22 protein-coding genes are annotated in these 24435 nt (G+C 65.0%); 15 read left to right on the top strand and 7 right to left on the bottom strand.

Translation table 11 applies throughout. The features are described 5' to 3' along the window. Nucleotides 1-420, bottom strand: coding sequence for a DUF4870 domain-containing protein (locus RW112_RS11525; RefSeq protein WP_317781877.1), 420 nt, complete (start codon nucleotides 418-420; stop codon nucleotides 1-3). A gap of 110 nt (nucleotides 421-530) precedes the next feature. After that, nucleotides 531-1382: a DUF3097 domain-containing protein gene (locus tag RW112_RS11520; protein ID WP_317781876.1), complete on the bottom strand. Its 852-nt coding sequence runs from the start codon at nucleotides 1380-1382 to the stop codon at nucleotides 531-533. 247 nt (nucleotides 1383-1629) lie between these two features. Between RW112_RS11520 and hrcA the strand changes: the two genes are divergently transcribed. From hrcA to RW112_RS11505, 3 genes are all read left to right on the top strand, one after another. After that, complete coding sequence (gene hrcA / locus RW112_RS11515) at nucleotides 1630-2643, top strand: heat-inducible transcriptional repressor HrcA (RefSeq protein WP_317781875.1); 1014 nt, start codon at nucleotides 1630-1632, stop codon at nucleotides 2641-2643. A 112-nt stretch (nucleotides 2644-2755) separates the two neighbouring features. Continuing rightward, nucleotides 2756-3883, top strand: coding sequence for a molecular chaperone DnaJ (gene dnaJ, locus RW112_RS11510; protein ID WP_305941155.1), 1128 nt, complete (start codon nucleotides 2756-2758; stop codon nucleotides 3881-3883). Between the two features lie 2 nt (nucleotides 3884-3885). Then, on the top strand, nucleotides 3886-4662 hold the full coding sequence (locus RW112_RS11505; protein ID WP_317781874.1) for a 16S rRNA (uracil(1498)-N(3))-methyltransferase: 777 nt from the start codon (nucleotides 3886-3888) through the stop codon (nucleotides 4660-4662). Nucleotides 4663-4710: 48 nt separating this feature from the next. Here the strand turns inward: RW112_RS11505 and RW112_RS11500 are convergent, their stop codons facing one another. Continuing rightward, nucleotides 4711-5676 (bottom strand): GerMN domain-containing protein, encoded by a 966-nt coding sequence (locus tag RW112_RS11500; RefSeq protein ID WP_317781873.1) that lies wholly within the window; start codon nucleotides 5674-5676, stop codon nucleotides 4711-4713. Nucleotides 5677-6049: 373 nt separating this feature from the next. Between RW112_RS11500 and RW112_RS11495 the strand changes: the two genes are divergently transcribed. The 5 genes from RW112_RS11495 (at nucleotide 6050) to RW112_RS11475 (ending at nucleotide 11545) form a co-directional block, all read left to right on the top strand. Then, nucleotides 6050-7138 carry a PhoH family protein gene (locus RW112_RS11495; protein WP_305941152.1) on the top strand — a complete coding sequence of 363 codons (1089 nt, stop codon included), beginning with the start codon at nucleotides 6050-6052 and terminating at the stop codon, nucleotides 7136-7138. After that, a complete protein-coding gene (gene ybeY / locus RW112_RS11490; RefSeq protein WP_305941151.1) occupies nucleotides 7135-7608 on the top strand; it encodes an rRNA maturation RNase YbeY in 474 nt (157 codons plus the stop codon). Before RW112_RS11495 ends, ybeY begins: the two co-directional genes overlap by 4 nt. Next, nucleotides 7605-8948, top strand: coding sequence for a hemolysin family protein (locus RW112_RS11485; RefSeq protein WP_317781871.1), 1344 nt, complete (start codon nucleotides 7605-7607; stop codon nucleotides 8946-8948). Before ybeY ends, RW112_RS11485 begins: the two co-directional genes overlap by 4 nt. Continuing rightward, a complete protein-coding gene (era, locus tag RW112_RS11480; RefSeq protein ID WP_317781870.1) occupies nucleotides 8932-9891 on the top strand; it encodes a GTPase Era in 960 nt (319 codons plus the stop codon). The genes RW112_RS11485 and era overlap by 17 nt, the downstream gene beginning before the upstream one ends. An 82-nt stretch (nucleotides 9892-9973) precedes the next feature. After that, a complete protein-coding gene (locus RW112_RS11475; protein WP_317781869.1) occupies nucleotides 9974-11545 on the top strand; it encodes an LCP family protein in 1572 nt (523 codons plus the stop codon). A 111-nt stretch (nucleotides 11546-11656) separates the two neighbouring features. Here the strand turns inward: RW112_RS11475 and RW112_RS11470 are convergent, their stop codons facing one another. Continuing rightward, nucleotides 11657-13609 (bottom strand): M13 family metallopeptidase, encoded by a 1953-nt coding sequence (locus tag RW112_RS11470; protein ID WP_317781867.1) that lies wholly within the window; start codon nucleotides 13607-13609, stop codon nucleotides 11657-11659. Nucleotides 13610-13862: 253 nt separating this feature from the next. Here RW112_RS11470 and leuA point away from each other — a divergent pair, with 253 nt between their 5' ends. The 3 genes from leuA (at nucleotide 13863) to RW112_RS11455 (ending at nucleotide 17278) form a co-directional block, all read left to right on the top strand. Continuing rightward, the gene (leuA, locus tag RW112_RS11465) at nucleotides 13863-15602 is read left to right on the top strand and encodes a 2-isopropylmalate synthase (protein ID WP_305941146.1); all 1740 of its coding nucleotides are present in this window, start codon (nucleotides 13863-13865) and stop codon (nucleotides 15600-15602) included. A gap of 93 nt (nucleotides 15603-15695) precedes the next feature. After that, nucleotides 15696-16451 (top strand): DNA repair protein RecO, encoded by a 756-nt coding sequence (recO, locus tag RW112_RS11460; protein ID WP_317781866.1) that lies wholly within the window; start codon nucleotides 15696-15698, stop codon nucleotides 16449-16451. Nucleotides 16452-16453: 2 nt separating this feature from the next. After that, a complete protein-coding gene (locus RW112_RS11455; RefSeq protein ID WP_317781865.1) occupies nucleotides 16454-17278 on the top strand; it encodes an isoprenyl transferase in 825 nt (274 codons plus the stop codon). Nucleotides 17279-17285: 7 nt separating this feature from the next. Here the strand turns inward: RW112_RS11455 and RW112_RS11450 are convergent, their stop codons facing one another. Next, nucleotides 17286-18368, bottom strand: a complete 1083-nt coding sequence (locus RW112_RS11450) for an alpha/beta hydrolase (protein ID WP_317781864.1) — start codon at nucleotides 18366-18368, stop codon at nucleotides 17286-17288. Further along, nucleotides 18365-19375, bottom strand: a complete 1011-nt coding sequence (locus RW112_RS11445; RefSeq protein ID WP_317781863.1) for an alpha/beta hydrolase — start codon at nucleotides 19373-19375, stop codon at nucleotides 18365-18367. Before RW112_RS11445 ends, RW112_RS11450 begins: the two co-directional genes overlap by 4 nt. A gap of 125 nt (nucleotides 19376-19500) precedes the next feature. Between RW112_RS11445 and RW112_RS11440 the strand changes: the two genes are divergently transcribed. Further along, nucleotides 19501-20574 carry a quinone-dependent dihydroorotate dehydrogenase gene (locus RW112_RS11440; protein ID WP_317781862.1) on the top strand — a complete coding sequence of 358 codons (1074 nt, stop codon included), beginning with the start codon at nucleotides 19501-19503 and terminating at the stop codon, nucleotides 20572-20574. 92 nt (nucleotides 20575-20666) lie between these two features. Here the strand turns inward: RW112_RS11440 and RW112_RS11435 are convergent, their stop codons facing one another. Further along, complete coding sequence (locus tag RW112_RS11435) at nucleotides 20667-21266, bottom strand: DUF3043 domain-containing protein (RefSeq protein WP_305941140.1); 600 nt, start codon at nucleotides 21264-21266, stop codon at nucleotides 20667-20669. A 131-nt stretch (nucleotides 21267-21397) separates the two neighbouring features. Here RW112_RS11435 and RW112_RS11430 point away from each other — a divergent pair, with 131 nt between their 5' ends. From RW112_RS11430 to coxB, 3 genes are all read left to right on the top strand, one after another. After that, nucleotides 21398-22828, top strand: coding sequence for a dipeptidase (locus RW112_RS11430; RefSeq protein ID WP_317781861.1), 1431 nt, complete (start codon nucleotides 21398-21400; stop codon nucleotides 22826-22828). A gap of 150 nt (nucleotides 22829-22978) precedes the next feature. Beyond that, entirely contained in the window at nucleotides 22979-23368 is a 390-nt protein-coding gene (locus tag RW112_RS11425; RefSeq protein ID WP_011692062.1) for a HesB/IscA family protein, read from the top strand. Between the two features lie 185 nt (nucleotides 23369-23553). Beyond that, the gene (gene coxB / locus RW112_RS11420) at nucleotides 23554-24426 is read left to right on the top strand and encodes a cytochrome c oxidase subunit II (RefSeq protein ID WP_305941138.1); all 873 of its coding nucleotides are present in this window, start codon (nucleotides 23554-23556) and stop codon (nucleotides 24424-24426) included. Nucleotides 24427-24435: the final 9 nt, after the last annotated feature.

The raw sequence follows: 24435 nt of genomic DNA, 5'->3' as shown, positions 1-24435 counted from the left end.
TTACATGATCCAGCGCAGGTTGTAGTCATAGCGGTGCGGCTGTCCGCGGTTTACGTGGATCCCGGCTGCCACCGAGAAGCACGTCACGGCGATCCAGATCAGTGTGGCCAGCACCGCGAAGATATTGCCCACCACAGGCAGCATCACCAGGACGTTGCAGATGACAGCGGCGATCGTGGGCGGCAGGGTGAAGTTCAGGGCTTCCTTGGATTCCTGCGCCGTGAACGGGCCGCGGTCCTTGAAAATAAGGTAGATCAACAGCGACGGGACGCACCCTAGGATGCCGCCGAAGTGGGCGAGGGTTGCCCATTGCCGGTCTTCGTTGGCCGTCAGCGGCAGGGCATTGGCGGGGACACCATGATACTGGGGCTGGCCATGGCCGGCCTGGTTGTCCCGTTGTTCGCGTGCGTCTTCTGCCACGGTGTCGTCCTTCGGATTGCAGTGGTGCGGTGGTTCCCGGAAAAGCGGACGCTGCAAGAAAAGCAACAACCGCCGTATCAAGAATACTGGGTCAGGAGTGCAAGTTGCCCCTAAGGGACCGTCAGGAAGTCGATGACCTCTTCCACCCTGCCCAGCAGCGACGGTTCCAGGTCCGCGTAGCTGCGGACTGCACCCAGTAGCTTCTGCCAGCCGAGGCCGATGTCCTCCTTGGTCTCGTGCGGCCAGCCGAAGGCCGTCAGGATTCCGGTCTTCCAGTCCACGCCCCTCGGGACGACCGGCCACGCGTCTATGCCGAGGACGGCCGGCCGGATGGCCTGCCACACGTCCACGTACGGGTGGCCCACAATCAGCACGTTACCGGCGGCACCGGGGGAGGCCATCACGGCCTCAGCGATCCGTGATTCCTTGGAATTGGCAACCAGGTGGTCCACGAGCACTCCCAGCCGCCGGCCGGGGCCGGGCCGGAACGCGGCCACTGCCGCAGCGAGGTCGTCAATGCCGTGCAAAGGCTCGACGACGATGCCCTCCACGCGGAGGTCGTCACCCCAGACTTTTTCCACGAGTTCGGCGTCGTGCTTGCCTTCCACCCAGATGCGGCTGGCTTTGGCCACCTGCGCACGCTGGCCGGCCACCCGCACCGAACCCGACGCCGTCCTGCCGGCTGCCGCGGAAGCTGACTGCGCCCGGGGCGCCGGTGGCATCAGCCGGATCGGCAGGCCTTCCAGGAGGAAGCCGTAGCCAAGCCGGAAGGTGCGTGACTTGCCGCGCCGGTCCTCCAGGGCCACCACATGCATGCCGCCGGACTTTTCCACCCTGGTGACGGCCCCCACCCAGCCGGACTGGACGTCCTCCAGCACCATGCCCCGCTCCACCGGCACTTCGGGAAGCTCCGATTTCCGGGGAACCGTGATGTCCTGCGGGCCCCAGTTCTGGTACGACATCCGTTAGACACAACCTTGCGCTAGAAAAAGTGAAAGAAGGGAAGCGAACAGGCCGGCTGCGGCTATGCGGCGTGCACGTCCTGTTCCGCGCCGGAGTTTCGCCCGGAGCGGTACCAATGCTAACAACGGGGCGACTCATATTAGACTGGTTAGCACTTAGACATGACGAGTGCTAACTGTCGCCCGGGCAGATGCGCTGGTCCCCGCACCGGGGCCGCAGCCCGGCAAAGCCGATCGGAGGTGGAGAATGAGCGAACCACGCAAGCTTGAAGTATTGCGCGCCATCGTGGAGGACTACGTCCATTCCCGCGAACCTGTGGGCTCCAAGGCGCTGGTGGAGAGGCACCACCTCGGGGTTTCCAGCGCCACCATCCGCAATGACATGGCAGCGCTGGAAGACGAGGGCCTGATCACGGCGCCGCACACCAGCGCAGGCCGGATCCCCACCGACAAGGGCTACCGGCTGTTCGTCGACCAGATCTCTGCCGTCAAGCCGCTGTCGCCGGCTGAGCGCCGCGCCATCCAAACGCTGCTGGAAGGGTCGGAGGACCTGGACGACGTCCTGGAGCGCACGGTGCGGCTGCTGTCGCAGCTGACCAACCAGGTGGCCGTGGTGCAATATCCGCACCTTAGCCGGGCCATGGTGCGGCACATCGAATTCGTGCTGCTGGCCCCGCGCCAGGTCCTTGCCGTTCTCATTGCGGACACAGGAAAAGTCGAGCAGCGGGTTATCGACGTCGGACAGGAACTCAGCGACGAGGCCCTCGCAGGACTCAGGACACGGTTCCTGAAAAGCCTGGCCGGGACGCCTCTGAGCCTGCTCCCGCAGGCGCTTCCCGCCGTCGTCGCCGGCTGCGAACCCTCCCGCCGGCACGCAGCCCAAGGGCTGGCCCGCGGCCTGGACGCCCTTGCCAGCAGCACCCGCGAGGAGCGGATGGTCATGGCCGGTACCGCCAACCTCGCGCGGTCCAACGTTGATTTCCCGCTCAGCATCGGCCCGGTCCTCGAAGCCCTCGAGGAGCAGGTGGTGATGCTCCGCCTCCTGAGCGAGATGGCGCAGGACCCGCGCGGCGTCACGGTCAGTATCGGCCGGGAGAACCCGTACGACGGCCTCGCGGAAGCCTCGGTGGTGGCCACGGGCTACGGCCCCGGTTCCAGTGCCAAGGTGGGCGTGCTGGGCCCCACCCGGATGGACTATCCCACCACCATGGCCGCGGTTCGTGCCGTGGCACGCTACCTTTCCAGGATCCTCGGGCCGTAAACGGTAATACATCAGCCACCCGGGCCTCCGTGCCCCGGCTTCCGGGGGACGGCAGCAGCATCATAGACACCCAAGGCATTACAGGCAGTACAACCAGGAAGAGATACGAACTTTGAGCAGCCACTACGACGTTCTTGGAGTCTCGCCCGAAGCGACGGGCGAAGAGATCAAGAAGGCCTACCGAAAGCTTGCGCGCACCTTGCACCCGGACGTGAACCCCGGTGAGGATGCCTCGGACCGCTTCAAGGCCGTCACGCACGCCTATGAAGTGCTGTCCGATCCGCAGAAGCGCCGTGTCTATGACACCACCGGTAACGAGAACGGCACCGACAACGGTTTCGGCGGCGCCGGCTACTCGGGGCAGGGCTTTGCCTTCCAGGACATCTTCGACACCTTCTTCGGTGCGGGCGGCTCGGCCGGCCCGGCATCGCGGGTCCGCCGCGGGCAGGACGCCCTCATCAGCGTCCGCATCGACCTCCGCGACGCCGTTTTTGGGGTCAACAAGAAGCTGGAAGTGGACACTGCCGTCACGTGCCCCACCTGTGAGGGCTCCTGCTGCCAGCCCGGCAGCCACCCCGTGCGCTGCGACATCTGCGGCGGCAGCGGCCAGGTCCAGCGGGCCGTCCGCTCCATCCTGGGCCAGGTCATGACTGCCGCGCCCTGCGGCTCCTGCGAAGGCTTCGGGACCGTCATCAAGGATCCCTGCAACGAGTGCAACGGACAGGGCCGCATCCGCAGCCGCCGTTCCCTGACGGTCAAGGTCCCCGCCGGCGTAGCCACCGGAACGCGGATCCAGCTTGGCGGCCAGGGCGAAGCCGGACCTGCCGGCGGCCCCTCCGGCGACCTGTACGTGGAGATCCGGGTCAACAATGACGCCACCTACGTCCGCGACGGCGACGACCTCCACGCGACCCTGCACATCCCGATGACAGCCGCGGCCCTGGGCACCGAGCTCAGCCTGGACACCTTTGACGGCCAGCAGGAGATCGACGTCAAGGCAGGCACCCAGTCCGGTGAGGTGATCACCCTGCGCGGGCTCGGAGTCACGCACCTCCGTGGCTACGGCCGCGGCGACCTGAAAGTCCACCTGCAGGTCGAAACCCCCGCCAAGCTTGACGCCGCGCAGGAAGACCTGCTCCGGCAGCTCGCCAAACTGCGGGGCGAGCAGTACACCGAAGGAAAACTCTCCGCCAGCGGCGGGGTCTTCGCCAAGCTGCGGGACCGTCTCGGTAACCTGTAGCGGTGAGCAATCCGGTCTTTTTCGCGAACCCGGGCGCCCTGGACGACCAGGGGCCCGGTTCGCACTTTGTCCTGCAGGGTGCCGAGGCCCGTCATGCGGTCACCGTCAAGCGGATCACCGTGGGGGAGTCCGTTGACATAGCGGACGGTGCCGGCAAAAGGCTCACCGGTACTGTCGCGGCCGTCGGCCACGGCGAACTGACGGTGGAATGTTCCGTCCTCGAATCGGAGGAGCGCCCGGATCTCCGCCTGGTCCTGGTCCAGGCGCTGGCAAAAGGGGACCGCGACGAACTCGCCGCTGAAACCGCCACCGAGCTGGGGATCGACGCCATTATCCCGTGGCAGTCGGAACGCTCCATCGTCCGGTGGAAAGGGGAGCGCGCAGCCAAGGCGCACGCCAAATGGCAGTCCGTGGTGACTGCGGCGGCAAAACAGGCGCGGCGGGCGTGGATCCCCGAGGTGCGTGCCGCCGTCGACGGTTCCGGGTTGCAGGCAGCGGTTTCCGCGGCGGACCTGGCGATCATCCTCCACGAGGATGCCGTCCGCCCGCTCCGGAGGGTCCTGGAGTCATGGCGCGAGGGCGACGGCGGGATCCCGGCCCCGGGGCCCCGCGAAATACTCCTCATCGTGGGTCCCGAGGGCGGCATCAGTCCGCGGGAAGTCACCAGGCTCTGCGGCGCCGGCGCCGTAACGGCCCTGCTGGGGCACCACGTGCTCAGGTCTTCTACGGCAGGTCCTGCGGCGACAGTGCTGGCCAGCGATATCCTGGGCCGCTGGTAGTAAGGCTGCCGGCAGCGGACCGCCGGCAGCTTAATCGCTACTCAGCCGCTATTCGACCTTGAAGCTGCGGGTGTCCACGTTCATCTCACGGTCGGGAGCCCCCGGGTCGATCTGTGAAACGCGGACCTCATAGTTTCCGGGCGCCAGGTTGACGTTCAGCGAGAACAGCCCTGACTGGTTCTGTTCCGCCGACGCCGTCACCTCGCCGCCCAAATACGCGGTCTTGTCGCTGCTGCCGACAAGTTTAAGGATCTTCCACCGAAGTTTCGCCCCGGGAAGCGTGCTCCGTCCGCTGATCTTGACGCTGCCGTCGGCAACGCCCACGCCTTCCTGCGGATCGATGATCCATACGGGGGCCACCATGCCCGCTGCGCGGGGAGTGGGAGTGCCCAGCCTGACGTGGTTGAAGGCGAGGTAGTCAGTGTGGCCGTCCACCAGGATCACCACCTGGATCTGCTGGCCGGCGTCCACCAGCCCGGAGCTCGCACCGGCGGCCGTTGCCGTGTAGACCAGTTGCTGGATGGCGCGCTTGGCCATGTCTTCGTCGAGGTTGCTGTTGAAGGCATCCGGTGAGACGTCCACCGTAATCACGTTCTTGCCCGAGATCGAAGTGGCCAGTTTTTTCGGGTCCTGCCACGGGGTGAAGAAGTCCGGGTCCAGCGGCTTGTCGGACATCATGGCGCGCAATGCCCGGGTCACCGGGTTTTCCTGCTCGGGGACGTCCCGGAACTCGCGGTACAGAAAGACGTTCTCGTTGCTGCGGCCGATCCAGTACACGGGGGCCTTGTTGGAAGCCTGGGTGGTTTCCAGAGGTGCACTGGTGCTGGGAACCCCGGCAGTGGCGGATCCGGTCACCGCCTGGGGAGTGCTGCCGGCTGCGGTACTTGCGGACGGCTGGGGGGTGGCCACACAGGCGGAGAGCACCATGGCCGCGGGCAGCACAAACAGGAGAACCACGGACCGGGTCCGCCTGCCTCCTGCTGCCTTCCGGCGTCGTGGATTGCTGATCTCCATGGTGTTCCGGGTCCCCGCCCTGTCCCTGTAAATGTCTCGGTGAAGTCTTCCCTGCCGGTGCAATACCGGCGGATTCCAGCATGGCATAGAGTCCCCGGCGCCCAGCGGTGTTTGGCCGGGCTCTGCCGAACTGCAACGGGAACGATATGAGGCCGATACAAAGTTGATACCTAATGACGGGAACCTGCAACGAATATGGTTTGCGTCCGGTCGACTGCCTCTCACGCTCCGCGGCCCCTGCAGGGCGCACTGGCGTAAGATGGAAGGACTCGGCCGAGCACGGCGCCTGGCGCTAAGGCGGCAACGGCGAACTGACCGGCCGGGGAGACACATTTCCTAACTGGAGGGGACCAGAGGCCCGCAGGCCGGCACCATGACTGAAGCAACAAACGGAAGGCCCCGGTTCAGCGCCGGAGAGCGCACCACAGGTGAATTTCCCCATAGTCTTCCCGGTGTCCGGACGGAGGTGGTCATCTTCGACAACTCCGAACAGATGGTTCAGTCCCTTGGCAGCCACGATGAGGCCCTGCGCTTTATCGAGGAACAGTTCCCGGCCGTGGACTTCCATGTCCGCGGCAACGAACTGGCCATCAGCGGTCCCGCCGCGGACGTCCCCAGGATTATGCGGCTGCTCCACGAAGTGCGCGGGCTCGTTGACCGGGGGACTGTTATTACGCCGGCGGTCCTCCAGCAACTCGCCGCCCTGCTCCGGAGCCAGTCGCTCCCGAACCCGGTCGAGGTGCTGACGTACAACATACTTTCCAGCCGTGGCAAGACGATCCGGCCGAAGACGCTGAACCAAAAGAACTACGTGGACGCCATCGATGCCAACACTGTGATCTTCGGAATCGGACCGGCCGGCACCGGCAAGACTTTCTTGGCCATGGCCAAGGCTGTCCAGGCCCTGCAGCAGAAGGAAGTCAGCCGCATCATCCTCACCCGGCCTGCTGTGGAAGCCGGTGAACGGCTTGGTTTCCTGCCGGGGACGCTCAGCGACAAGATCGATCCGTACCTGCGTCCGCTTTATGATGCCCTGCACGACATGATGGACCCGGAGTCCATTCCCCGGCTGATGGCAGCGGGCACCATCGAAGTGGCTCCGCTGGCCTACATGCGCGGCCGGACCCTGAACGATGCATTCATCATCCTCGACGAGGCCCAGAACACCACCCCCGAACAGATGAAGATGTTCCTGACCCGGCTCGGCTTCGGCTCCAAAATGGTGGTCACCGGGGACGTCACCCAAGTGGACCTGCCCTTCGGCACCCGTTCCGGCCTCCGGATCGTGGAGGAAATCCTGCAGGGTATTGACGACGTGAATTTCAGCGTGCTGGACGCCTCGGACGTGGTCCGCCACAGGCTGGTGGGCGACATTGTCAACGCGTACGGCATCTGGGACGAAACACAGAGGAACCGGGTGAAGCATTCCGTGCCCCGGGAAAAGCGGGGAGAGCACGCATGAGCATCGAAGTAAACAATGAATCCGGCGTCCGGGTGGACGAAGCCGAACTGGTTGCACTGGCCCGGTTTGTGTTCGAACGCCTGTACATCCACCCGCAGGCCGAGCTGTCCATCCTCCTGGTGGACGAACCGGCCATGGAAAAGCTCCACCTCGAACTGATGGATGAGCCGGGAGCCACCGACGTGCTCTCCGTTCCCATGGACGAACTGACGCCGGGGACTCCGGACAAGCCGACGCCCCAGGGCATGCTCGGCGATATCGCCGTTTGTCCGCAGGTGGCGGAGGTCCAGGCCCGGAACGCCGGACATTCCACCCAGGACGAGATGCTGCTGCTGACCACCCACGGGATCCTGCACCTCCTGGGCTACGACCACGCCGATCCCGAGGAAAAGGAAGAGATGTTCGGCCTGCAGCGCGAACTGCTTGAGGGTTTCACCGGTAAAGACGCCCCCTCAGAGACGATGCAGTGACCCCACTGATCCTCGTTGGCATGGCGCTGATCTTCCTCAGTTTCGCCGCCCTGCTGACCGCGGCCGAGTCCGCATTCAACTTCCTGCCACGCCACGACGCCGAAGAAGCTGTGCTTCGAAGCAACGGCCAGGCCCTGAAGCGCATCCTTGACCAGCCCGTAGCGCACATGCGTTCGCTGAGGTTCTGGCGGATCTGGTTCGAAACTGCCTCGGCCGTGGCGGTCGCGGTCCTCCTGCACAGCCTGTTGGACAGTGTCTGGCTGGCAGGGCTGGCCGCCACCGGAATCATGGCCCTCGTGGGCTTCGTTATCGTGGGAGTATCACCGCGGCAGCTGGGCCGTGCCCATGCGGCCGGGGTCGTGCGGTTCACCGCGCCGATCATCCGCTTCCTCTGCTGGATTCTTGGGCCCGTCCCGGGCTGGCTTGTCGCTGTGGGCAGTGCCGTTGCGCCCGGCGCGCGTGGCGGCGACGAGGCCTCCTTCAGCGAAGAGGAATTCCGCGAACTGGTTGACCGCGCCACCGAATCGGACATGATCGAGGACAACGAGGCGGAACTGATCCAGTCCGTGTTCGACTTCGGTGACACCCTGGTGCGGGCAGTGATGGTGCCCCGGACGGACATTCTCAGCATCGACGCCGGTTCCAGCCTTCACCGCGCCATGTCCCTGTTCCTGCGGTCAGGATATTCGCGGATTCCCGTCATCCGGGACAACACGGACCAGATCGTGGGCATCATCTACCTCAAGGATGTTGCTGCGGCCCTGCATAGCCTCGGCCCGGACGAGGAACCGCCCATCGTGGACGACCTTGCCCGCGAAGTCCGCTACGTTCCGGAGTCCAAGCAGGTCAGTGACCTGCTCCGCGAGCTGCAGAAGGAATCCACGCATGTGGCCATCGTCATCGATGAGTACGGCGGGACGGCCGGGTTGGTGACCCTCGAAGACCTGATCGAGGAAATCGTCGGCGAAATCGTGGACGAATACGACACCGAGAGCGCCGAGGCCGTGGCACTCGGTGACGGCAGCTACCGCGTGAGTGCGCGGATGGGCATCGATGACCTCGGTGAGCTTTTTGATGTTGAACTCGACGACGACGAAGTGGACACCGTGGGCGGCCTGCTGGCCAAGGCCCTCGGCAGGGTGCCGATCGTGGGCAGCACTGTCGAAGTGGACGGGATCTCGCTGCGCGCGGAGCGCCTGGAAGGCCGCCGCAACAGGGTCAGCCACATCATCGCGGCGCCCGTTGCAATGGGCGCTGTTCCAGAACAAACTGACCTTGAAGACCTACTCGACGAGGCCGAAACAACGCAACAGGGAGTTCCACGTGAGCAAGCAGAATAAAGCGGACGCCGGGGAAGCATTCGGCGGCTTCCGTGCCGGATTTTCCATCCTCGTGGGCAGGCCCAACGCCGGCAAATCCACACTGACGAACGCCCTCGTGGGCAAAAAGGTGGCCATCACCTCGGCCAAGCCGCAGACCACGCGCCACACCATCCGCGGCATTGTCCACCGGGATGACGCCCAGCTGATCCTCGTCGATACTCCCGGCCTGCACCGGCCGCGGACGCTGCTCGGCAAACGGCTCAACGACCTCGTGGCGGACACGCTCTCCGAAGTGGATGCCATCGGCTTCTGCCTGCCGGCCAACGAAAAGATCGGTCCGGGTGACCGCTTTATTGCCGCGCAGCTGGCCGCCGTCGGTAAGAAGCCCATCATCGCCATCGTGACGAAGGCCGACCTCGTTGACCGGCAGGCACTGACAGAACAGCTCCTTGCCGTCGCCGCCCTGGGGCGTGAAGTCCTCGGCGAGGACGGGTGGAAGGACATCGTTCCGGTGTCGGCAACGGACGGCTTCCAGGTGAACACAGTGGCCGATGTCCTGATCAGCCACATGCCGCCGTCGCAGCCGCTTTATCCGGACGGGCACCTGACGGACGAGCCCGAAGCCGTCATGGTGGCCGAGCTGATCCGTGAGGCTGCCCTGGAAGGGGTGCGCGACGAGCTGCCGCACTCCCTGGCCGTGGTGGTTGAGGAGATCGTTCCGCGTGAGGGCCGCCCCGAGGACAGCCCGTTCCTCGACGTCCGGGTTAACCTTTATGTCGAACGCCCGTCCCAGAAAGCCATCATCATCGGTAAAGGCGGCGCCCGTCTGAGGGAAGTCGGCACCAATGCGCGCAAGGGCATTGAAGCGCTGCTCGGAACGCGGATCTACCTGGACCTGCACGTCAAGGTGGCCAAGGACTGGCAGCGGGATCCAAAGCAGCTGGTCAAGCTCGGTTTCTAGCCGGACCCGCGCATCGGGCATTTTCCCAGTCTGGACCACTAAAATGGACCGACCCCCGTTTTATAGAGGAAGGTAACACCACGTGGTGCGACGCCGAGACACTCCCGGACAAGGCATTGGTTCGCCAGCGTCCGACGCCGCCGCCCGGCATTCGGACAACAAAGCGATGGGCCCCGCCCGGCACCTCGGCGCCCTGCGGGGAAAGCCCGCCTGGTTCAAGGTGATCAGCGCCGTCGTGGCCCTCCTCCTGGTGGGCGGTCTGGCTTTCGCCGCTTTCTGGGTCATCCGTTTGCAGATGAACATCAGCAAGGCACCCCTTGGTGCCGGCAGCAGCCGCACCGAGGATCCCGTCAACGACTCCAAGGACCGGATGCAGATCCTGATTCTGGGCTCCGACACCCGGGACGGCAAGAACTCCGAATACGGTACTGCCGAGGATTCCACCGGCTACGGACAGTCGGACGTCATGATGATGATGGACATCTCCGCTGACAACAAGCGGGTCAGCGTCATCAGTTTTCCTCGCGACCTGCTGGTGGACATTCCGGAATGCACGGACCAGAAGACCGACGAGGTCTTCCCCGCACAGACCGGCGTGATGATCAACGAAGCCATGAAGCAGGCCGGCATCGGCTGTGCCGTGGACACGGTGAACAAAATTACCGGCCTTGAAATCGACCACTTCATGATGGCTGACTTCAACGCGGTGAAGGAACTCTCCAACGCCGTGGGCGGCGTGGAAGTCTGCATCAGCGACGCCGTTTACGATCCCGACTCCCGCCTGCGCCTGCCGGCAGGGAACTCGCAGGTGCAGGGTGAACAGGCGCTGGCGTACCTGCGGACCAGGCATGCCTTCGCGGACGGCGGCGACCTCGGCCGCATCAAGGCGCAGCAGGGGTTCCTGTCTTCCCTCACCCGCAAAATCAAGGATGACGGCACCCTCTCCGATCCGCAGAAAATGCTGAAAATTGCCGACGTCGTGACCCAGAACCTGACGGTGGACGACGGGCTGGCCTCGGTGCCGTCGCTCCTGACCATCGGCAACCGGCTGAAGAACATCGACATCAGCAAGGTCGCTTTCGTGGCCGTGCCCACCACCCCGGCGCCGTCCGATCCCAACCGCCTCACTGTCGCCGAACCGGCCGGATCGCAGCTGTTCGCCGCGCTGCGCAAGGATGTCGACCTGACGGACCCGACAGCCACCCCCAGCCCCACGCCGGAGCCGAGCGAGTCGACGCCCGCTCCTTCGCCATCGATGCCGACCGAAACAGCGCCGGGCTACGACAAGTCGCTGCAGCCCGTCACGGTCGCCAACGGAACGGGGGTTCCCGAGCGGGTCCAGGAAATCACCGAGGCGATCGTCGCCGGAGGCTTCACCCAGGTAGCCCCGCTGGTGGCACAGCCGGTGGATAAGACGGCGGTGTACTACGCACCCGGCTTCGAGGACGTGGCGGCCGACGTCGCGGCACTCCTTGAGATTCCGGCCACGCAGGTGCTTCCCGCGGCCGGCGTCAGCGGCGTGCAGGTCTACCTCGGCGCCGACTTCATGTCCGGAACCAAGATGGGCGCGGCGCCGCTTCCGACCGACATTGTCAACCAGACTGCCGGCGACACCGTCTGCCAGCAGGCAAACCCGGAGTTGATCGTCCAGTAGCGGCGGCGCCTACCGGGAGCGTGCAGCGTCCGGTCCCTGCGTCCACCGACAGACCCGCGGGGCCGGCCACAAACTGTGGCCGGCCCCGCGGGTCCGTCGTTTGATCTTCGGTCACCAAATGCTGACGCGGTCCTCCACAGGCATCCACATGCCGTCCTGCTCCGCCACTCCGAACGCTTCATGGAAGGCATCCAGGTTCCTGGCGATGGCATTGGTGCGGAACTCGTTGGGGGAGTGCGGGTCCGTGGCGAGCCGACGGATTGCTTCCTCGCCCCGGATCACCTGGCGCCAGCCGGCCGCCCAGGAGGCGAAGAACCGCTGCTGTCCCGTCATGCCGTCAAGCACGGGTGGTTCCGCACCGTCGAGGCTGATCAGGTAGGCCTTGTAGGCGATGGTGAGTCCGCCGAGATCGCCGATATTTTCGCCGAGGGTCAGCTTGCCGTTGACGTGGTGGCCCGGCGCCGCAGTGGGTGACAAGGCGTCGAACTGCGCCACCAGCTTGGACGTCAGGGCTTCGAAAGCTGTCCGGTCCTCTTCCGTCCACCAGTTGCGGAGGGCGCCGCCGCCGTCGAACTGTGAGCCCTGGTCATCAAAGCCGTGTCCCACCTCGTGTCCGATGATGGCGCCGATGCCGCCGTAGTTGACGGCGTCGTCGGCGTCCGCTGTGAAGAACGGAGCCTGCAGGATGGCGGCCGGGAACACGATCTCGTTCAGGAGCGGATGGTAGTACGCGTTGACAGTCTGCGGTGTCATGAGCCATTTGTTCTTGTCCACCGGCTTGCCCACCTCGTCGAGGTGCCGGTCCACGTCGGCGTTATGGGCCCGTTCAACGTTTCCGAGGAGGTCGGCGGGATCGATCTCCACCGCGGAGTAGTCGATCCATTCCTCCGGGTAGCCGATTTTGGCGCGGAAGGCTTCGAGCTTTTTAAGGGCTTCGAGCTTGGTGTCCTCGCTCATCCACGCCAGCCCGGTGATGCTTTGCCGGTAGGCCTCGATGAGGTTGGCCACCAGGGTCTGCATGCGGGCCTTGTGGGTCTCCGGAAAATGCCGGGCGACGTAGATCTGGCCGACTGCCTCGCCCAATGATGCTTCAACGACGGCGACGCCACGCTTCCAGCGGTCCTTGTTGCGCGGCGTTCCGCTGATGGTGGTGCCGTAGAACGCGAAGTTCGCATCCACGAACTCGGCGGAGAGGTAAGCGGCCGCTGAGCTGACAACACGCATGGCCAGCCAGTCCTGCCAGGCCTGCACCGGCTCGGAATCGAGCAGGCCGGCAGCGCCGGCAAAGAAATCAGGCGTGCTCACCACCAGCTCCTGGCGCTTGTCCGGGTCGATTTGTGCGGCGTCGAACCACACAAACAGCAGTGGGAACAGCTCGCGCGCCTCCGCGGCGGATTTCAGGTTGTACGTCTTCTGAGGATCCCGTAGCGTCACGTTGTCCCAGTGATGCGAGGCAAGGGCCGTTTCCAAGCGCACCACGCGCTCGGCCGCGCCTTCGGGATCCGTGTTCCCTGCGAGGCCGAGCATTGTCCCCACGTGGTCCCGGTATGCCGTGACCATGGGTGCGAACTTCTCTTCGCGGTAATAGGATTCGTCAGGCAGGCCGAGCCCGCCCTGGCCGGTGTACAGCAGAATCCGGTCCGGGTTTCCAGCGTCGGGGGCAGGGTAGATATAAAAGAGCCCGGACACGTCGGAACGGAAGAGCCGTCCGGCCAGTTCGATCACTTCCGTGGCGGACTTCGTAGCATAGACCCCGGCAAGCCGATCCCGGATGGGATCCATGCCTTTGGCTTCGACGGCGGCTTCGTCCATGAAGCTGCGGTAGAGGTCCCCGACCTTTTGTTCGATGCCCGTGGCGTCGGCGCCGCGGGCGGCGGCTTCTTCGATGATTTCCCTGACCGCCAGCTCGGAGCCGTCCCGCAAGGCTGTGAATGTGCCTTCGAGGGGCCGGTCGTCCGGGATGGTCGTGCTCTTGAGCCACGCGCCGTTGATGTGCTGGTACAGGTCATCCTGCGGCCGCACGGAGTGGTCGATGTTGGACAGGTCGATCCCCGAGTTTGGCACAAGTGCTCCTTCAGGTGAAGGCTGCCCCGGCGCTGGCACCGGTGGCAGCGTCTGCATAGTGGACGTTGCTGGAGGTGTTGCTCCTTCATCTTACGCACCCGTGTTACTGTGAAATGGTGCGCGCAGAACTCCTTCTTCTTAGCTGCCGCGGCGAGGCCTCAGACGCGATCTAGCGCAAGGCCAATCCTCGTCGCGGAGTTTGTGTTGCCCGGCCACCTTTCACTCAGGAACCACAGAAAAGGCCCCGATAGTAATGCGAAACGCACAGAAGCCCTCCGGAATGCCCGTCCACCGCTACCTGCCGTTCCAGGACCAGATCAAAGTTGAGCTGCCGGACCGGACCTGGCCGGACAAGGTCATCACCAAGGCCCCGCGCTGGTGCGCCGTGGACCTCAGGGACGGCAACCAGGCCCTGATCGACCCCATGAGCCCGGCGCGCAAGATGAAGATGTTCGACCTGCTGGTCCGCATGGGCTACAAGGAAATCGAGGTCGGCTTTCCGTCCGCCTCGCAGACTGACTTCGACTTCGTCCGCCAGCTCATTGAAGGCAACCACATTCCGGACGACGTCACCATCCAGGTGCTGACGCAGGCCCGTGAACACCTGATCGAGCGGACCTACGAATCGCTGGTCGGCGCCAAGCAGGCAATCGTCCACCTCTACAACTCGACGTCCGTTCTGCAGCGCCGCGTGGTGTTCAACCAGGACGAAGACGGCATCCTGGACATTGCGCTGCAGGGTGCACGCCTGTGCAAGAAATACGAGGAAACGCTGGCGGACACGCACATCACCTACGAATACTCCCCGGAGTCCTTCACCGGCACGGAACTCGAATACGCCGTGCGCGTGTGCAATGCCGTGGCCGATGTCTTCGAGGCCTCGGCTGACAGCCAGGTCATCATCAACCTGCCGGCCACGGTGGAAATGGCCACGCCCAACGTCTATGCCGATTCCATCGAGTGGATGAGCCGCCACCTGCACCCCCGCGAGGGCATCATCCTCTCGCTGCACCCGCACAACGACCGCGGCACCGGTGTTGCCGCCGCGGAGCTGGGTTACCTCGCCGGCGCAGACCGGATCGAGGGCTGCCTGTTCGGAAACGGCGAGCGGACCGGCAACGTGGACCTGGTCACCCTGGGGCTGAACATGTTCGTCCAGGGCATCGACCCCATGATCGATTTCTCGGATATCGACGACGTCCGGCGCACGGTGGAGTACTGCAACCAGTTGCCGGTCGCAGAGCGTTCACCCTATGGCGGCGACCTGGTCTTCACGGCGTTCTCCGGCTCGCACCAGGACGCCATCAAAAAGGGCTTCGAAGCGCTCGAAAAAGACGCAGCGGCTGCCGGCAAGGACGTCGCTGACTACACGTGGCAGGTCCCGTACCTGCCGGTCGACCCCAAAGACCTGGGCCGCAGCTACGAAGCCGTCATCCGGGTCAACTCGCAGTCCGGCAAGGGCGGCGTGGCGTACCTGCTGAAGAACGAGCACAGCCTGGACCTGCCGCGCCGTGCGCAGATCGAATTCTCCGGCGTGATCCAGAAGCAGACGGACACGATGGGCGGCGAAGTCAGCGGCGCCCAGCTGTGGCAGCTCTTCCAGGACGAATACCTGCCCTCCAGCAAGGAGGACGGCCAGTGGGGCCGCTATTCGCTGGGTTCGTTCAGCACGGAAACGGACGACGACGGCGCCATGACCTTGCACGCGACGGTCACCGTTGACGGCGTCCAGGTCCGCCGTACCGGGTCCGGAAACGGCCCGATTGCGGCGCTGCTGTCGATCCTGGGCCAGGACGGCGTGGACGTCCGGGTCCTCGACTACAGCGAGCACGCCCTCTCGGAGGGTGGCAATGCCCGCGCCGCCGCGTACGTTGAGTGCGCTGTCGGCGAGCGGGTGCTGTGGGGCGTCGGAATTGACTCCAACACCACCACCTCCTCGCTGAAGGCCGTCATCTCGGCCGTCAACCGCGCGGTACGGGACGCACAGGCCTAGGATCATCATTCGATCCGCTGAGACGCTGCGCCCCCGGACCGGTCCGGGGGCGCAGCGTCCGCGTTTTCCAGAAGGTCAGTGCGAAGATTAACTGTGGCCCAACAATCCTCCTTTTCTGCGCGTGCCTACCGTGATGACGCCGTGGTGCTGCGTACCCATAAGCTGGGCGAAGCGGACCGTATCATCACGCTCCTGACGAAACACCACGGCCAGGTCCGTGCGGTGGCTAAAGGAGTACGTCGGACGAGCAGCCGCTTCGGTGCCCGGCTGGAGCCCTTCATGGTGGCCGACCTGCAGTTGATTTCCGGCCGGACGCTGGACATTGTCACCCAGGCCGTGGCTAAGGGCGCCTACGGCGGGAACATCGCGGCGGACTACGGCCGCTACACTGTTGCGGCGGCCATGACCGAGACGGCCGAAAAGCTCACGGACGTGGACGGCGAGGCCGGAACAGCGCAGTACAACCTCCTGGTCGGAGCACTTGCCTCATTGAGCCGGGGGGAACACACCCCCGAACTTATCCTCGACTCGTATCTTCTGCGCGCACTGGCTACCGGCGGATGGGCACCCAGCTTCACGGTATGTGCCCGCTGCGGTGCGCCGGGTCCGCACACCGCTTTTTCAGCGCCGCTGGGCGGCATGGTGTGCGCCAACTGCCGTCCCCCGGGATCGCCCGCGCCCGCGGCCGAAACAGTATTCCTCCTCGGAGCACTGCTGACGGGGGACTGGACCACAGCGGATGCCTCCGTGGCGGTCCACCGGCGGGAGGCTGCCGGTTTGGTGGCCAGCTATCTGCAATGGCATCTTGAACGTGTGCTGAAATCTCTCAAACATGTGGAGCGTAACTGACAGTGGCCCTTGGAACGAAGAAAACACCCGTCCGGCAGCGGACCACACCGGTGACGGCGCCGTATCCGCACAGTTCCGGGGCCGTGCCGCCGTCGATCCCAGCAGAGTTCATCCCGCAGCATGTGGCGATCGTCATGGACGGCAACGGCCGCTGGGCCAATCAGCGCGGACTGCCCCGGATCGAAGGCCACAAGGCTGGCGAGCCCGCGCTGCTGGACGTCGTTGCCGGTGCCATTGAGCTGGGCATCAAGTACGTCACGGTCTACGCCTTCTCCACCGAGAACTGGCGGCGTTCCCCGGAGGAAGTCCGCTTCCTGATGGGTTTTAACAAGGATGTGCTACGCCGCCAGCGGAACCAGCTGGACGAATGGGGTGTGCGCATCCGCTGGTCAGGGCGCCGGCCCCGGCTATGGGGCTCCGTGATCCGGGAACTGGAAGAAGCGGAAGATTACACCCGGGGCAACAGCACCTGCACGTTGACCATGTGTGTTAATTACGGTGGCCGTGCCGAAATCGCGGACGCGGTCTCGGCCATCGCCGAAGATGTCGCGGCCGGCAAACTCAAGCCCGGCGCGATCACCGAACGGACCATCCAGAAGTACCTCGACGAACCGGACCTTCCCGACGTCGACCTCTTCCTCCGGAGCTCCGGCGAACAGCGGCTCTCCAACTTCATGCTCTGGCAATCGGCCTACGCGGAATTCGTGTTCATGGACACGCTCTGGCCCGACGTCGACCGCCGGACCCTCTGGGACGCCGTCGAGGTCTATGCCCGGCGGGACCGCCGCTACGGCGGCGCCGTGGATGCCGCCGCCCCACAGGCCTGACATGCCACTAGCCCGGATGCGAATGCAGCCAGGCGACCAGGTCACGGTACGCCTCCTGGCGCACACCGCGGCGTGAAAGGAAGACGTCGTGGATGGCGCCCGGATAGCGGAAAACGGCAGTCCGGCGTCCCAGGCCAAGGGCACGGCGTGCTGTCTGTTCCACATCGATCACGGCGTCTGCGAACATCAGCTCCTCAGACCATTCGGCCTGGATTCTGGTCCGGTCCGACAGCATCACCAGAACCGGTGCCGCGATGTCCAGGCGCCGTTCCACGGCTGCATGTCCGGCCAGGACCGCGCGGGTCCAGCCCGCACGGATGGGGAACGACGCCGTCGGGCGCCACTGAGGGTCCAGGAACCACTCGCCATGGGCCTGGTCGCTGACGCTCTCCCAGTAGCCGGGCATTTCCGGAAAACGGAATGGCCGCCGCGGATCCGTCCGCGCGATTGGCTCCACCAGATGCATGGCAATGTTCCGGATCAGGCTGCTGCCCTGGAGCTCCAGCCAGGGCGCGTTCAGGACGAGACTCCCCAGGGCGCCCGGATGGCGGTCCGCCCACAACGCACCGATCAGTCCGCCCAGTGAATGCGCCAGCAGGTGGACGGATGGTTCCCCGGCCAGTCCCGAGCGCGCCGCCACATCCGTCCTGATCACCTCCATGGCGGCGGCGATGTCCTCGTCATAGACAGCCAGGTCCGTGGTGTAGCCCGGCGTCTGCCAACTTCGAAGGCTGCGGCCGAACTTCCGCAGGTCCAGCGCATAGAAGTGCAGTCCGTGGGCACCGACGTATTCAGCAAGTTCGCACTGCAGGAAGTAGTCCGCCCAGCCGTGCAGGTAGAGGACGGCACCGGGACGCCCGGAACTGATGCGGGCAGGCGAATCCGCGGGCCAGGCAAACGGCCGGAAGCCGCCGTTCCGCAGCGCCGAAAGAAAGCCCGGCGGACCCGCCGGCGCGGCGGGCACGTACCTCACCAGCGTGGCGCATACCGCGCCTTCGTCGTCGTCGGGCAGGGGCAGTTCCAGCGATTCGAAGCCTGCTCCGAGTTGGTCGGGCTGCCACGGCGCCGCGACCGGCGGCGCCGCTTTCACTCCTGGCCGCCTTCGTCGAGGACGTATCCGCGGATCCAGCGGTTTAGCCGGGCGTAGGCGTCCGCCCGGACATGGGCCGGAGACAGGAAGACGTCGTGAAGCGCGCCGTCAATCCGCTCCAGGGTCACCGTCCGGCCCAGGGCCATTGCCCTGATCGCAATGGTGTTCACGTCCAGTACGGCGTCGGTTCTCCGCATTGCTTCGGTCCAGAACATGCCGTTTTCGCTGGCTCCGGACAGAAGGACCAGGATGGGAATGTCTATCCGCAGTCCGCGGGCCACCCGCGAATGCCCGGCCAGGACGGCGCTGAGCCAGGCCGCCCGGACGGGAAAAGCCAGCGGAGGCCGGTATTTGTTGTCCAACGTCCACTCACCCTCAGCCTCGCTGCTGATGCTCCGCCAGTAGAAACCGCGCTCCGGCAGCCGCAGCACAGCCTCCGGCCGGTACTTCGCCAGGGGGCCCACCATCGACCTGGCAGCGCGCCTTACCAGTGAACTTCCGTGCATTTCCAGCCACGGGCTGTTAAGGACCAGCTGGGCAGCACCGCCAGGATGACGGCTGACCCACAGCGCGGCGATGAGGCCGCCGGTCGAGTGCCCCATCAGGGTCAGCGGCGGCTTGCCGGCCCGCTCCGGCCACAGCGATCCGATGATCCCGATCGCCTTGCTGATTTCGGCGTCGTAGTCGTCAAGGTCGGCCACGTAGCCGCCATGGGTATCAGGCCGCAGGCTCCGCCCGTGGTTGTGCATGTCCAGGGCAAAAAACTCAAAGCCCTTGTCCGTCCAGAATCGCGCCAGTTCCACATTGAAGAAGTAATCGCTCCAGCCGTGGAGGAACAGGACGGCCCGGCGGGGGAGCGGCCGTTGTTCGGACCGGGCGGTCCCGACCGCTTCGTTCTTGGGCACGTGGCGCACCAGGGTAGCCGTGCGTTCCACGCCGTCGTCGCCCGTGGCCTGGTAGGAGCAGGCTTCGAAATCGTCCCCCAGGATATCTTTTTGCCACCTCATTTGATTAGCCTAGACAACGCACGCCGCGGCAGCGAACGGGCCGGGTCGGATGCCTGGCGCGTCACACCGCCGGCCAGGGTGCGCGCCGGTTTGGTCTCCGGAGCCTGAACCGGAAAACTGGAGTCATGCGCGTATATCCCACCTTCTTCCGCTTGGCCTTTTCATGGATGGACGCCGAACGCGCCCACAAGATCGGGTTCCGTGCCATCAGGCTGGTCCACAGCTCCGGGGCGGGCAAGGTGCTGGCGAAATTCACTGCGCCCGCGCCGTCACTTCAGACCAACGCCTTTGGAATCACCTTCCCGTCGCCTTTCGGCCTTGCAGCGGGCTTTGACAAGGAAGGGCACGGCATCGAGGCGTTGACCGAACTCGGGTTCGGGCATGTCGAGGTGGGAACCATCACCGGGCAGGCCCAGCCCGGCAACGAAAAGCCACGGCTCTTCCGCCTCGTTGAGGACAGGGCAGTGATCAACCGGATGGGTTTCAACAACGACGGCGCCACCGCCGTCGCGCCCCGGCTCAAGTCCGCGAGGGCTGCCTTACAGCGCCGCCACCCCGGCGTCCGGCCGGTGATCGGGGTCAACATTGGCAAGAGCAAGGTGGTGGAGCTCGAGGACGCGGCCAGCGACTACCTCACCAGCGCCCGGAGCCTGGCGCCGGCTGCAGACTACCTCGTGGTCAACGTCAGTTCCCCCAACACGCCCGGACTCCGCCTGCTCCAGAACGTTGAGACCCTCCGCCCGCTGCTCAAATCCGTGGGCGAAGAAGCCGACGCCGCCGCGGGCAGGCACGTCCCGCTGCTGGTGAAGATCGCCCCGGACCTGACCGACGAGGACATTGACGACGTCGCCAGGCTCGCCCTGGACCTGAAACTGGACGGGATCATCGCCACCAACACCACGATTGGCCGGGAGGGACTCAGCTCCGACGCCGAAAAGGTCCGGGAGTGCGGACCCGGCGGGCTCTCCGGCGCGCCCCTGAAGGCCCGGTCCCTCGAAGTGCTCCGACGACTGAGGAAGGCCACCGGAGGAACGCTCACCCTGGTGTCCGTTGGCGGCGTGGAGACTGCCCGGGATGTCCAGGAAAGGCTCGACGCCGGCGCCACCCTGGTTCAGGGCTACACGGCCTTTCTGTATGAGGGCCCGTTCTGGGCGGCGCACATCAACCGCCAGTTGGCCAAGCACCCCGCCCGCCGCTGAGCATGTAAGCCGGGGCTGCCGGTACCGCAGACAAAAGTAGCCCCCGGCGTTCTGATCTGATCAGATCGCCGGGGGCTACTTCGTGTCCTGAATCAGGAGGGGAATTCTCCGCGCTTGACGAGCGGCTTGGGCAGGCGCAGGCGGCGGAACTGAAGGGAACGCATGGAGCCGTACCAGACCGTGCCGCGTTCCACCTCCCCGAACTTTTCGGTGAGGCGCTTCCGGAGCTTGCGGGACAGGATAAACACGTCAACGAACACGGCAAGGAACATGACCCAGAATCCGCCCAGGACGTAGATCATGGCCTCGCTGGTGGAGGGAACCAGCAGTGAGACGATGACGAAAACCAGGGCGCCGAACATCAGGTACTCGCCCAGGCTGAAGCGGGCGTCGACGTAGTCGCGCGCAAAGCGCTTCTGCGGGCCCTTGTCCCGAAGCGGCAGGAACTTTTCATCGCCCGTATCCAGGGCCTGGCGCATCTTGATCCGCTGCTCCTGCACGGCCGCCCGTTCTGCTGCTTTTGAGGCCTTCCGGTCCTCCGGCACCAGGGGACGCTTCCGCGCCGCTTCCTGTGCCTTGCGCTTGGGCGTGGGTGCGCCCTTGCCGAGGGCGGTATCCCGGGCCAGTGCCTCGGCTGCCTGCTGGTCAACTACGTCCTGCGCCGTTGGCGCTTCCTTTTTACGTCCAAACACCCCTACAGAATACCTTGCACACGCAGGCCAAAAGTCATGTGTCACGCCGCCGCGGCACCGCCGTAACCGGGGAGGCGCCGGGTTGCTTTGCAGTGTTTCGTGTGGTCGCGGACACAGGTAGGGTTTTGGCCATGACTTCATCACCGGCGGGGACCCCGCACAAATTCAGCACGGGATTCGGCGAGACCGACGCCGAGGCACTGCGCCAGGCCGTACACGCGTCCTTCGACACCACCGTTGGACAATTGAAGGACCTTGTAAAGTTGCCTGGCATCGCTTGGCCGAGCTTCGACCCGGCACCGCTGGACCGCAGTGCGGAGGCCGTCGCGGACCTGGTGCGGGCTGCAGGCATCGAGGACGTCCGGATCCTGCGCTGCAACAAGGAGGACGGCACGCCGGGCGGGCCGGCCGTGGTGGCGCGTCGGGCGGCTGCCGAGGGAAAGCCCACAATCCTGCTGTATGCCCACCACGACGTGCAGCCGACCGGGGATCTGGCGCTGTGGGAGACCGAACCGTTCACCGCCGTCGAACGCAACGGCCGGCTTTACGGCCGGGGAGCGGCCGACGACAAAGCAGGCATCATGGCCCACATTGCCGCCTACGCCGCAGTCACCGAGGTGCTGGGCGATGAGCTGGGCCTCGGCGTGACGTTCTTCTTCGAGGGCGAGGAGGAAGCAGGCTCGCCCACTTTCCGCACCTTCCTCGAAACCCACCGGGAACTCCTGCGCGCGGACGTGATTGTGGTGGCAGATTCCAGCAACTGGAAGGTGGGCATCCCCGCGCTCACCACCAGCCTGCGCGGCCTGGTGGACGGGACCATCGAGGTCCAGGTCCTGGAGCACGCCGTGCACTCCGGGATGTTCGGCGGAGCCGTTCTCGATGCGCCCACGTTGCTCTCACGCCTGATCGCCACCCTCCATGATGACGACGGGAACGTCGCAGTGAAGGGGCTGGTCAGCAGGGACGACGTATCCGTGGACCTGACCGAAGCCGAATACCGGGCCGACGCGTCGGTCCTGGACGGCGTCCGCCTGGCCGGCACCGGGACCATTGCGTCCCGGCTGTGGACCAAGCCGGCACTCTCCATCATCGGCTTCGATGCCCCCGCCGTGGACGTAGCCTCCAACACGCTGCTGCCGAGGGCCCGGGCCAAGTTCAGCCTGCGGCTGGCACCCGGCCAGGATCCCGCCGACGCCATGGCCGCCGTGCAGCACCATGTCGAATCCAACGCGCCCTTCGGCGCAAAGGTGGTGTTCACCCCGGGGGAGAGCGGAAACTCCTTCCAGACAGACACGGGCTCCGCGGCCGCCGGGATGGCGATGTGGGCACTCGGTGAAGCCTGGGGCGTTCCCGCGGTGGAAATGGGCATCGGCGGTTCGATTCCCTTCATTGCGGACCTGACGGAGGTGTACCCGGATGTGCAGATCCTGGTAACCGGCGTCGAGGATCCCGACTCCCGCGCCCACAGCGCCAACGAGTCGCTGCACCTGGGCGATTTCCGCAACGCAGTCGTTGCGGAGGCCCTGCTGCTGGCCCGGCTTAACCATGAAGGCTCCGCCTGAGAGGGAACATTCAGGGTATGGCCACGGTTACGTCAGGAGTTAGAGCTACACGCAGGATCGACGTAGCATGTAGCTATAGCCCATACCGTTTCCGTAGGGGCGGGCAACGCGCAAGCCGAGTCGCCACCACCGTCGTAAGAAGGTAGGCCAATGAGCACTACAACCAATGAAAACAGCGCCGCAGCCACCGGCACCGCGAGCGAAGAGCTTCCGACCCACGAGGTCAAGCTGACCGACGTCGCCGCCGGCAAGGTCCGCAGCCTGCTAGAGCAGGAAGGCCGCACGGACCTGCGCCTGCGCGTTGCCGTCCAGCCGGGCGGTTGCTCCGGGCTGATCTACCAGCTCTACTTCGATGAGCGCCTGCTCGACGGAGATGCCGTCCGCGACTACGACGGCGTCGAGGTCGTTGTCGACAAGATGAGCGTCCCGTACCTGAGCGGCGCCAGTATCGACTTCGAGGACACCATCTCGAAGCAGGGGTTCACCATTGACAACCCCAACGCAGGCGGCTCGTGCGCATGCGGAGATTCTTTCCACTAACCCGGCTCTTTGCCCCATGACAGCTTGCTTTCGGCACCGGTGCAAACCGGTGCCGACGCACGGTGCCGACATGTGAGCGAAAACCCCCGGGGAGCGGTAAGCTCTACATCGAGTAGTAAAACTTTTAGTGTGCCCGGGGAGCCATCTACGGCCCGGGCAACAGCAACAAGTAGGAAGGGCCGTCTGTGAGTTCGCAGAACCGAACCGGCAGCCGACGCAAACAGATCACTACGATCACTGGCTTGGCACTAGCCGGCGCGTTGGCTTTGACTGGATGTTCACCAGAGGTACAGAGAGGCTGGTTGCCCACCGAGCGTGGCACCACCAATCACACTGACCGCATCATGGACCTCTGGGTCAACTCATGGATTGCCGCCTTGGTCGTCGGCATCATTACCTGGGGACTCATGGTCTGGTGCATTGTGGCCTACCGCCGCCGCAAGGGCACCGTGGGGTTCCCGCGGCAGACCAGCTTCAACCTTCCCCTCGAGGTCTTCTACCTGACCATTCCGCTCTTCATGGTGCTGGTGTTCTTCTACTTCACCGACCGGGACCAGCAGGCAATTGACAACCGCTCCGAGCCGGCCGACGTCGTTGTTGACGTCCGCGGCAAGCAGTGGGCCTGGGACTTCAACTACAAGCAGGGCGAAGTCATCACCGAAGATGTCCACGAAGCCGGCGTGCAGGCACACCTCACGGGTGCTGAAGTGGACAAGGAAAAGCTGCCCACCCTGTACCTCCCCGTCAACAAGTCCGTTGACCTGGAGCTGAACTCCCGCGACGTTATCCACTCTTTCTGGGTTCCCGCCTTCCTGCAGAAGCGCGACATGATCCCCGGCAAGACCAACTACATCAGGTTTACCCCCACTAAAGAGGGCACCTATGACGGCAAGTGTGCCGAACTTTGCGGCGAATACCACTCCGAAATGCTGTTCCGCGTGAAGGTTGTCTCCGAGTCGGAGTTCCAGGCGCACATGGATCAGCTGCGCCAGGACGGCAACACCGGCCTGATCGGCGAAGAGTATGACCGCAACCCGAACCTGAACGAAATTAAGTAAGGGGAGCGA

Origin of the sequence: Arthrobacter sp. B10-11, assembly GCF_033142195.1 — a bacterium.
GTDB lineage: Bacteria > Actinomycetota > Actinomycetes > Actinomycetales > Micrococcaceae > Arthrobacter > Arthrobacter oryzae_C.
The sequence above is the reverse complement of the archived record's forward strand: the minus strand, read 5'-3'. Positions and strand labels throughout refer to the sequence as shown.

Bases quoted from the DNA above. Each gene is read 5' to 3' on its own strand.
- RW112_RS11445 (WP_317781863.1), bottom strand. From the start codon at position 19,375: ATGAGGTGGCAAAAAGATATCCTGGGGGACGATTTCGAAGCCTGCTCC.
- RW112_RS11430 (WP_317781861.1), top strand. From the start codon at position 21,398: ATGACTTCATCACCGGCGGGGACCCCGCACAAATTCAGCACGGGATTC.
- RW112_RS11500 (WP_317781873.1), bottom strand. From the start codon at position 5,676: ATGGAGATCAGCAATCCACGACGCCGGAAGGCAGCAGGAGGCAGGCGG.
- RW112_RS11495 (WP_305941152.1), top strand. From the start codon at position 6,050: ATGACTGAAGCAACAAACGGAAGGCCCCGGTTCAGCGCCGGAGAGCGC.
- RW112_RS11440 (WP_317781862.1), top strand. From the start codon at position 19,501: ATGCGCGTATATCCCACCTTCTTCCGCTTGGCCTTTTCATGGATGGAC.
- leuA (WP_305941146.1), top strand. From the start codon at position 13,863: ATGCGAAACGCACAGAAGCCCTCCGGAATGCCCGTCCACCGCTACCTG.
- RW112_RS11520 (WP_317781876.1), bottom strand. From the start codon at position 1,382: ATGTCGTACCAGAACTGGGGCCCGCAGGACATCACGGTTCCCCGGAAA.
- ybeY (WP_305941151.1), top strand. From the start codon at position 7,135: ATGAGCATCGAAGTAAACAATGAATCCGGCGTCCGGGTGGACGAAGCC.
- RW112_RS11425 (WP_011692062.1), top strand. From the start codon at position 22,979: ATGAGCACTACAACCAATGAAAACAGCGCCGCAGCCACCGGCACCGCG.
- hrcA (WP_317781875.1), top strand. From the start codon at position 1,630: ATGAGCGAACCACGCAAGCTTGAAGTATTGCGCGCCATCGTGGAGGAC.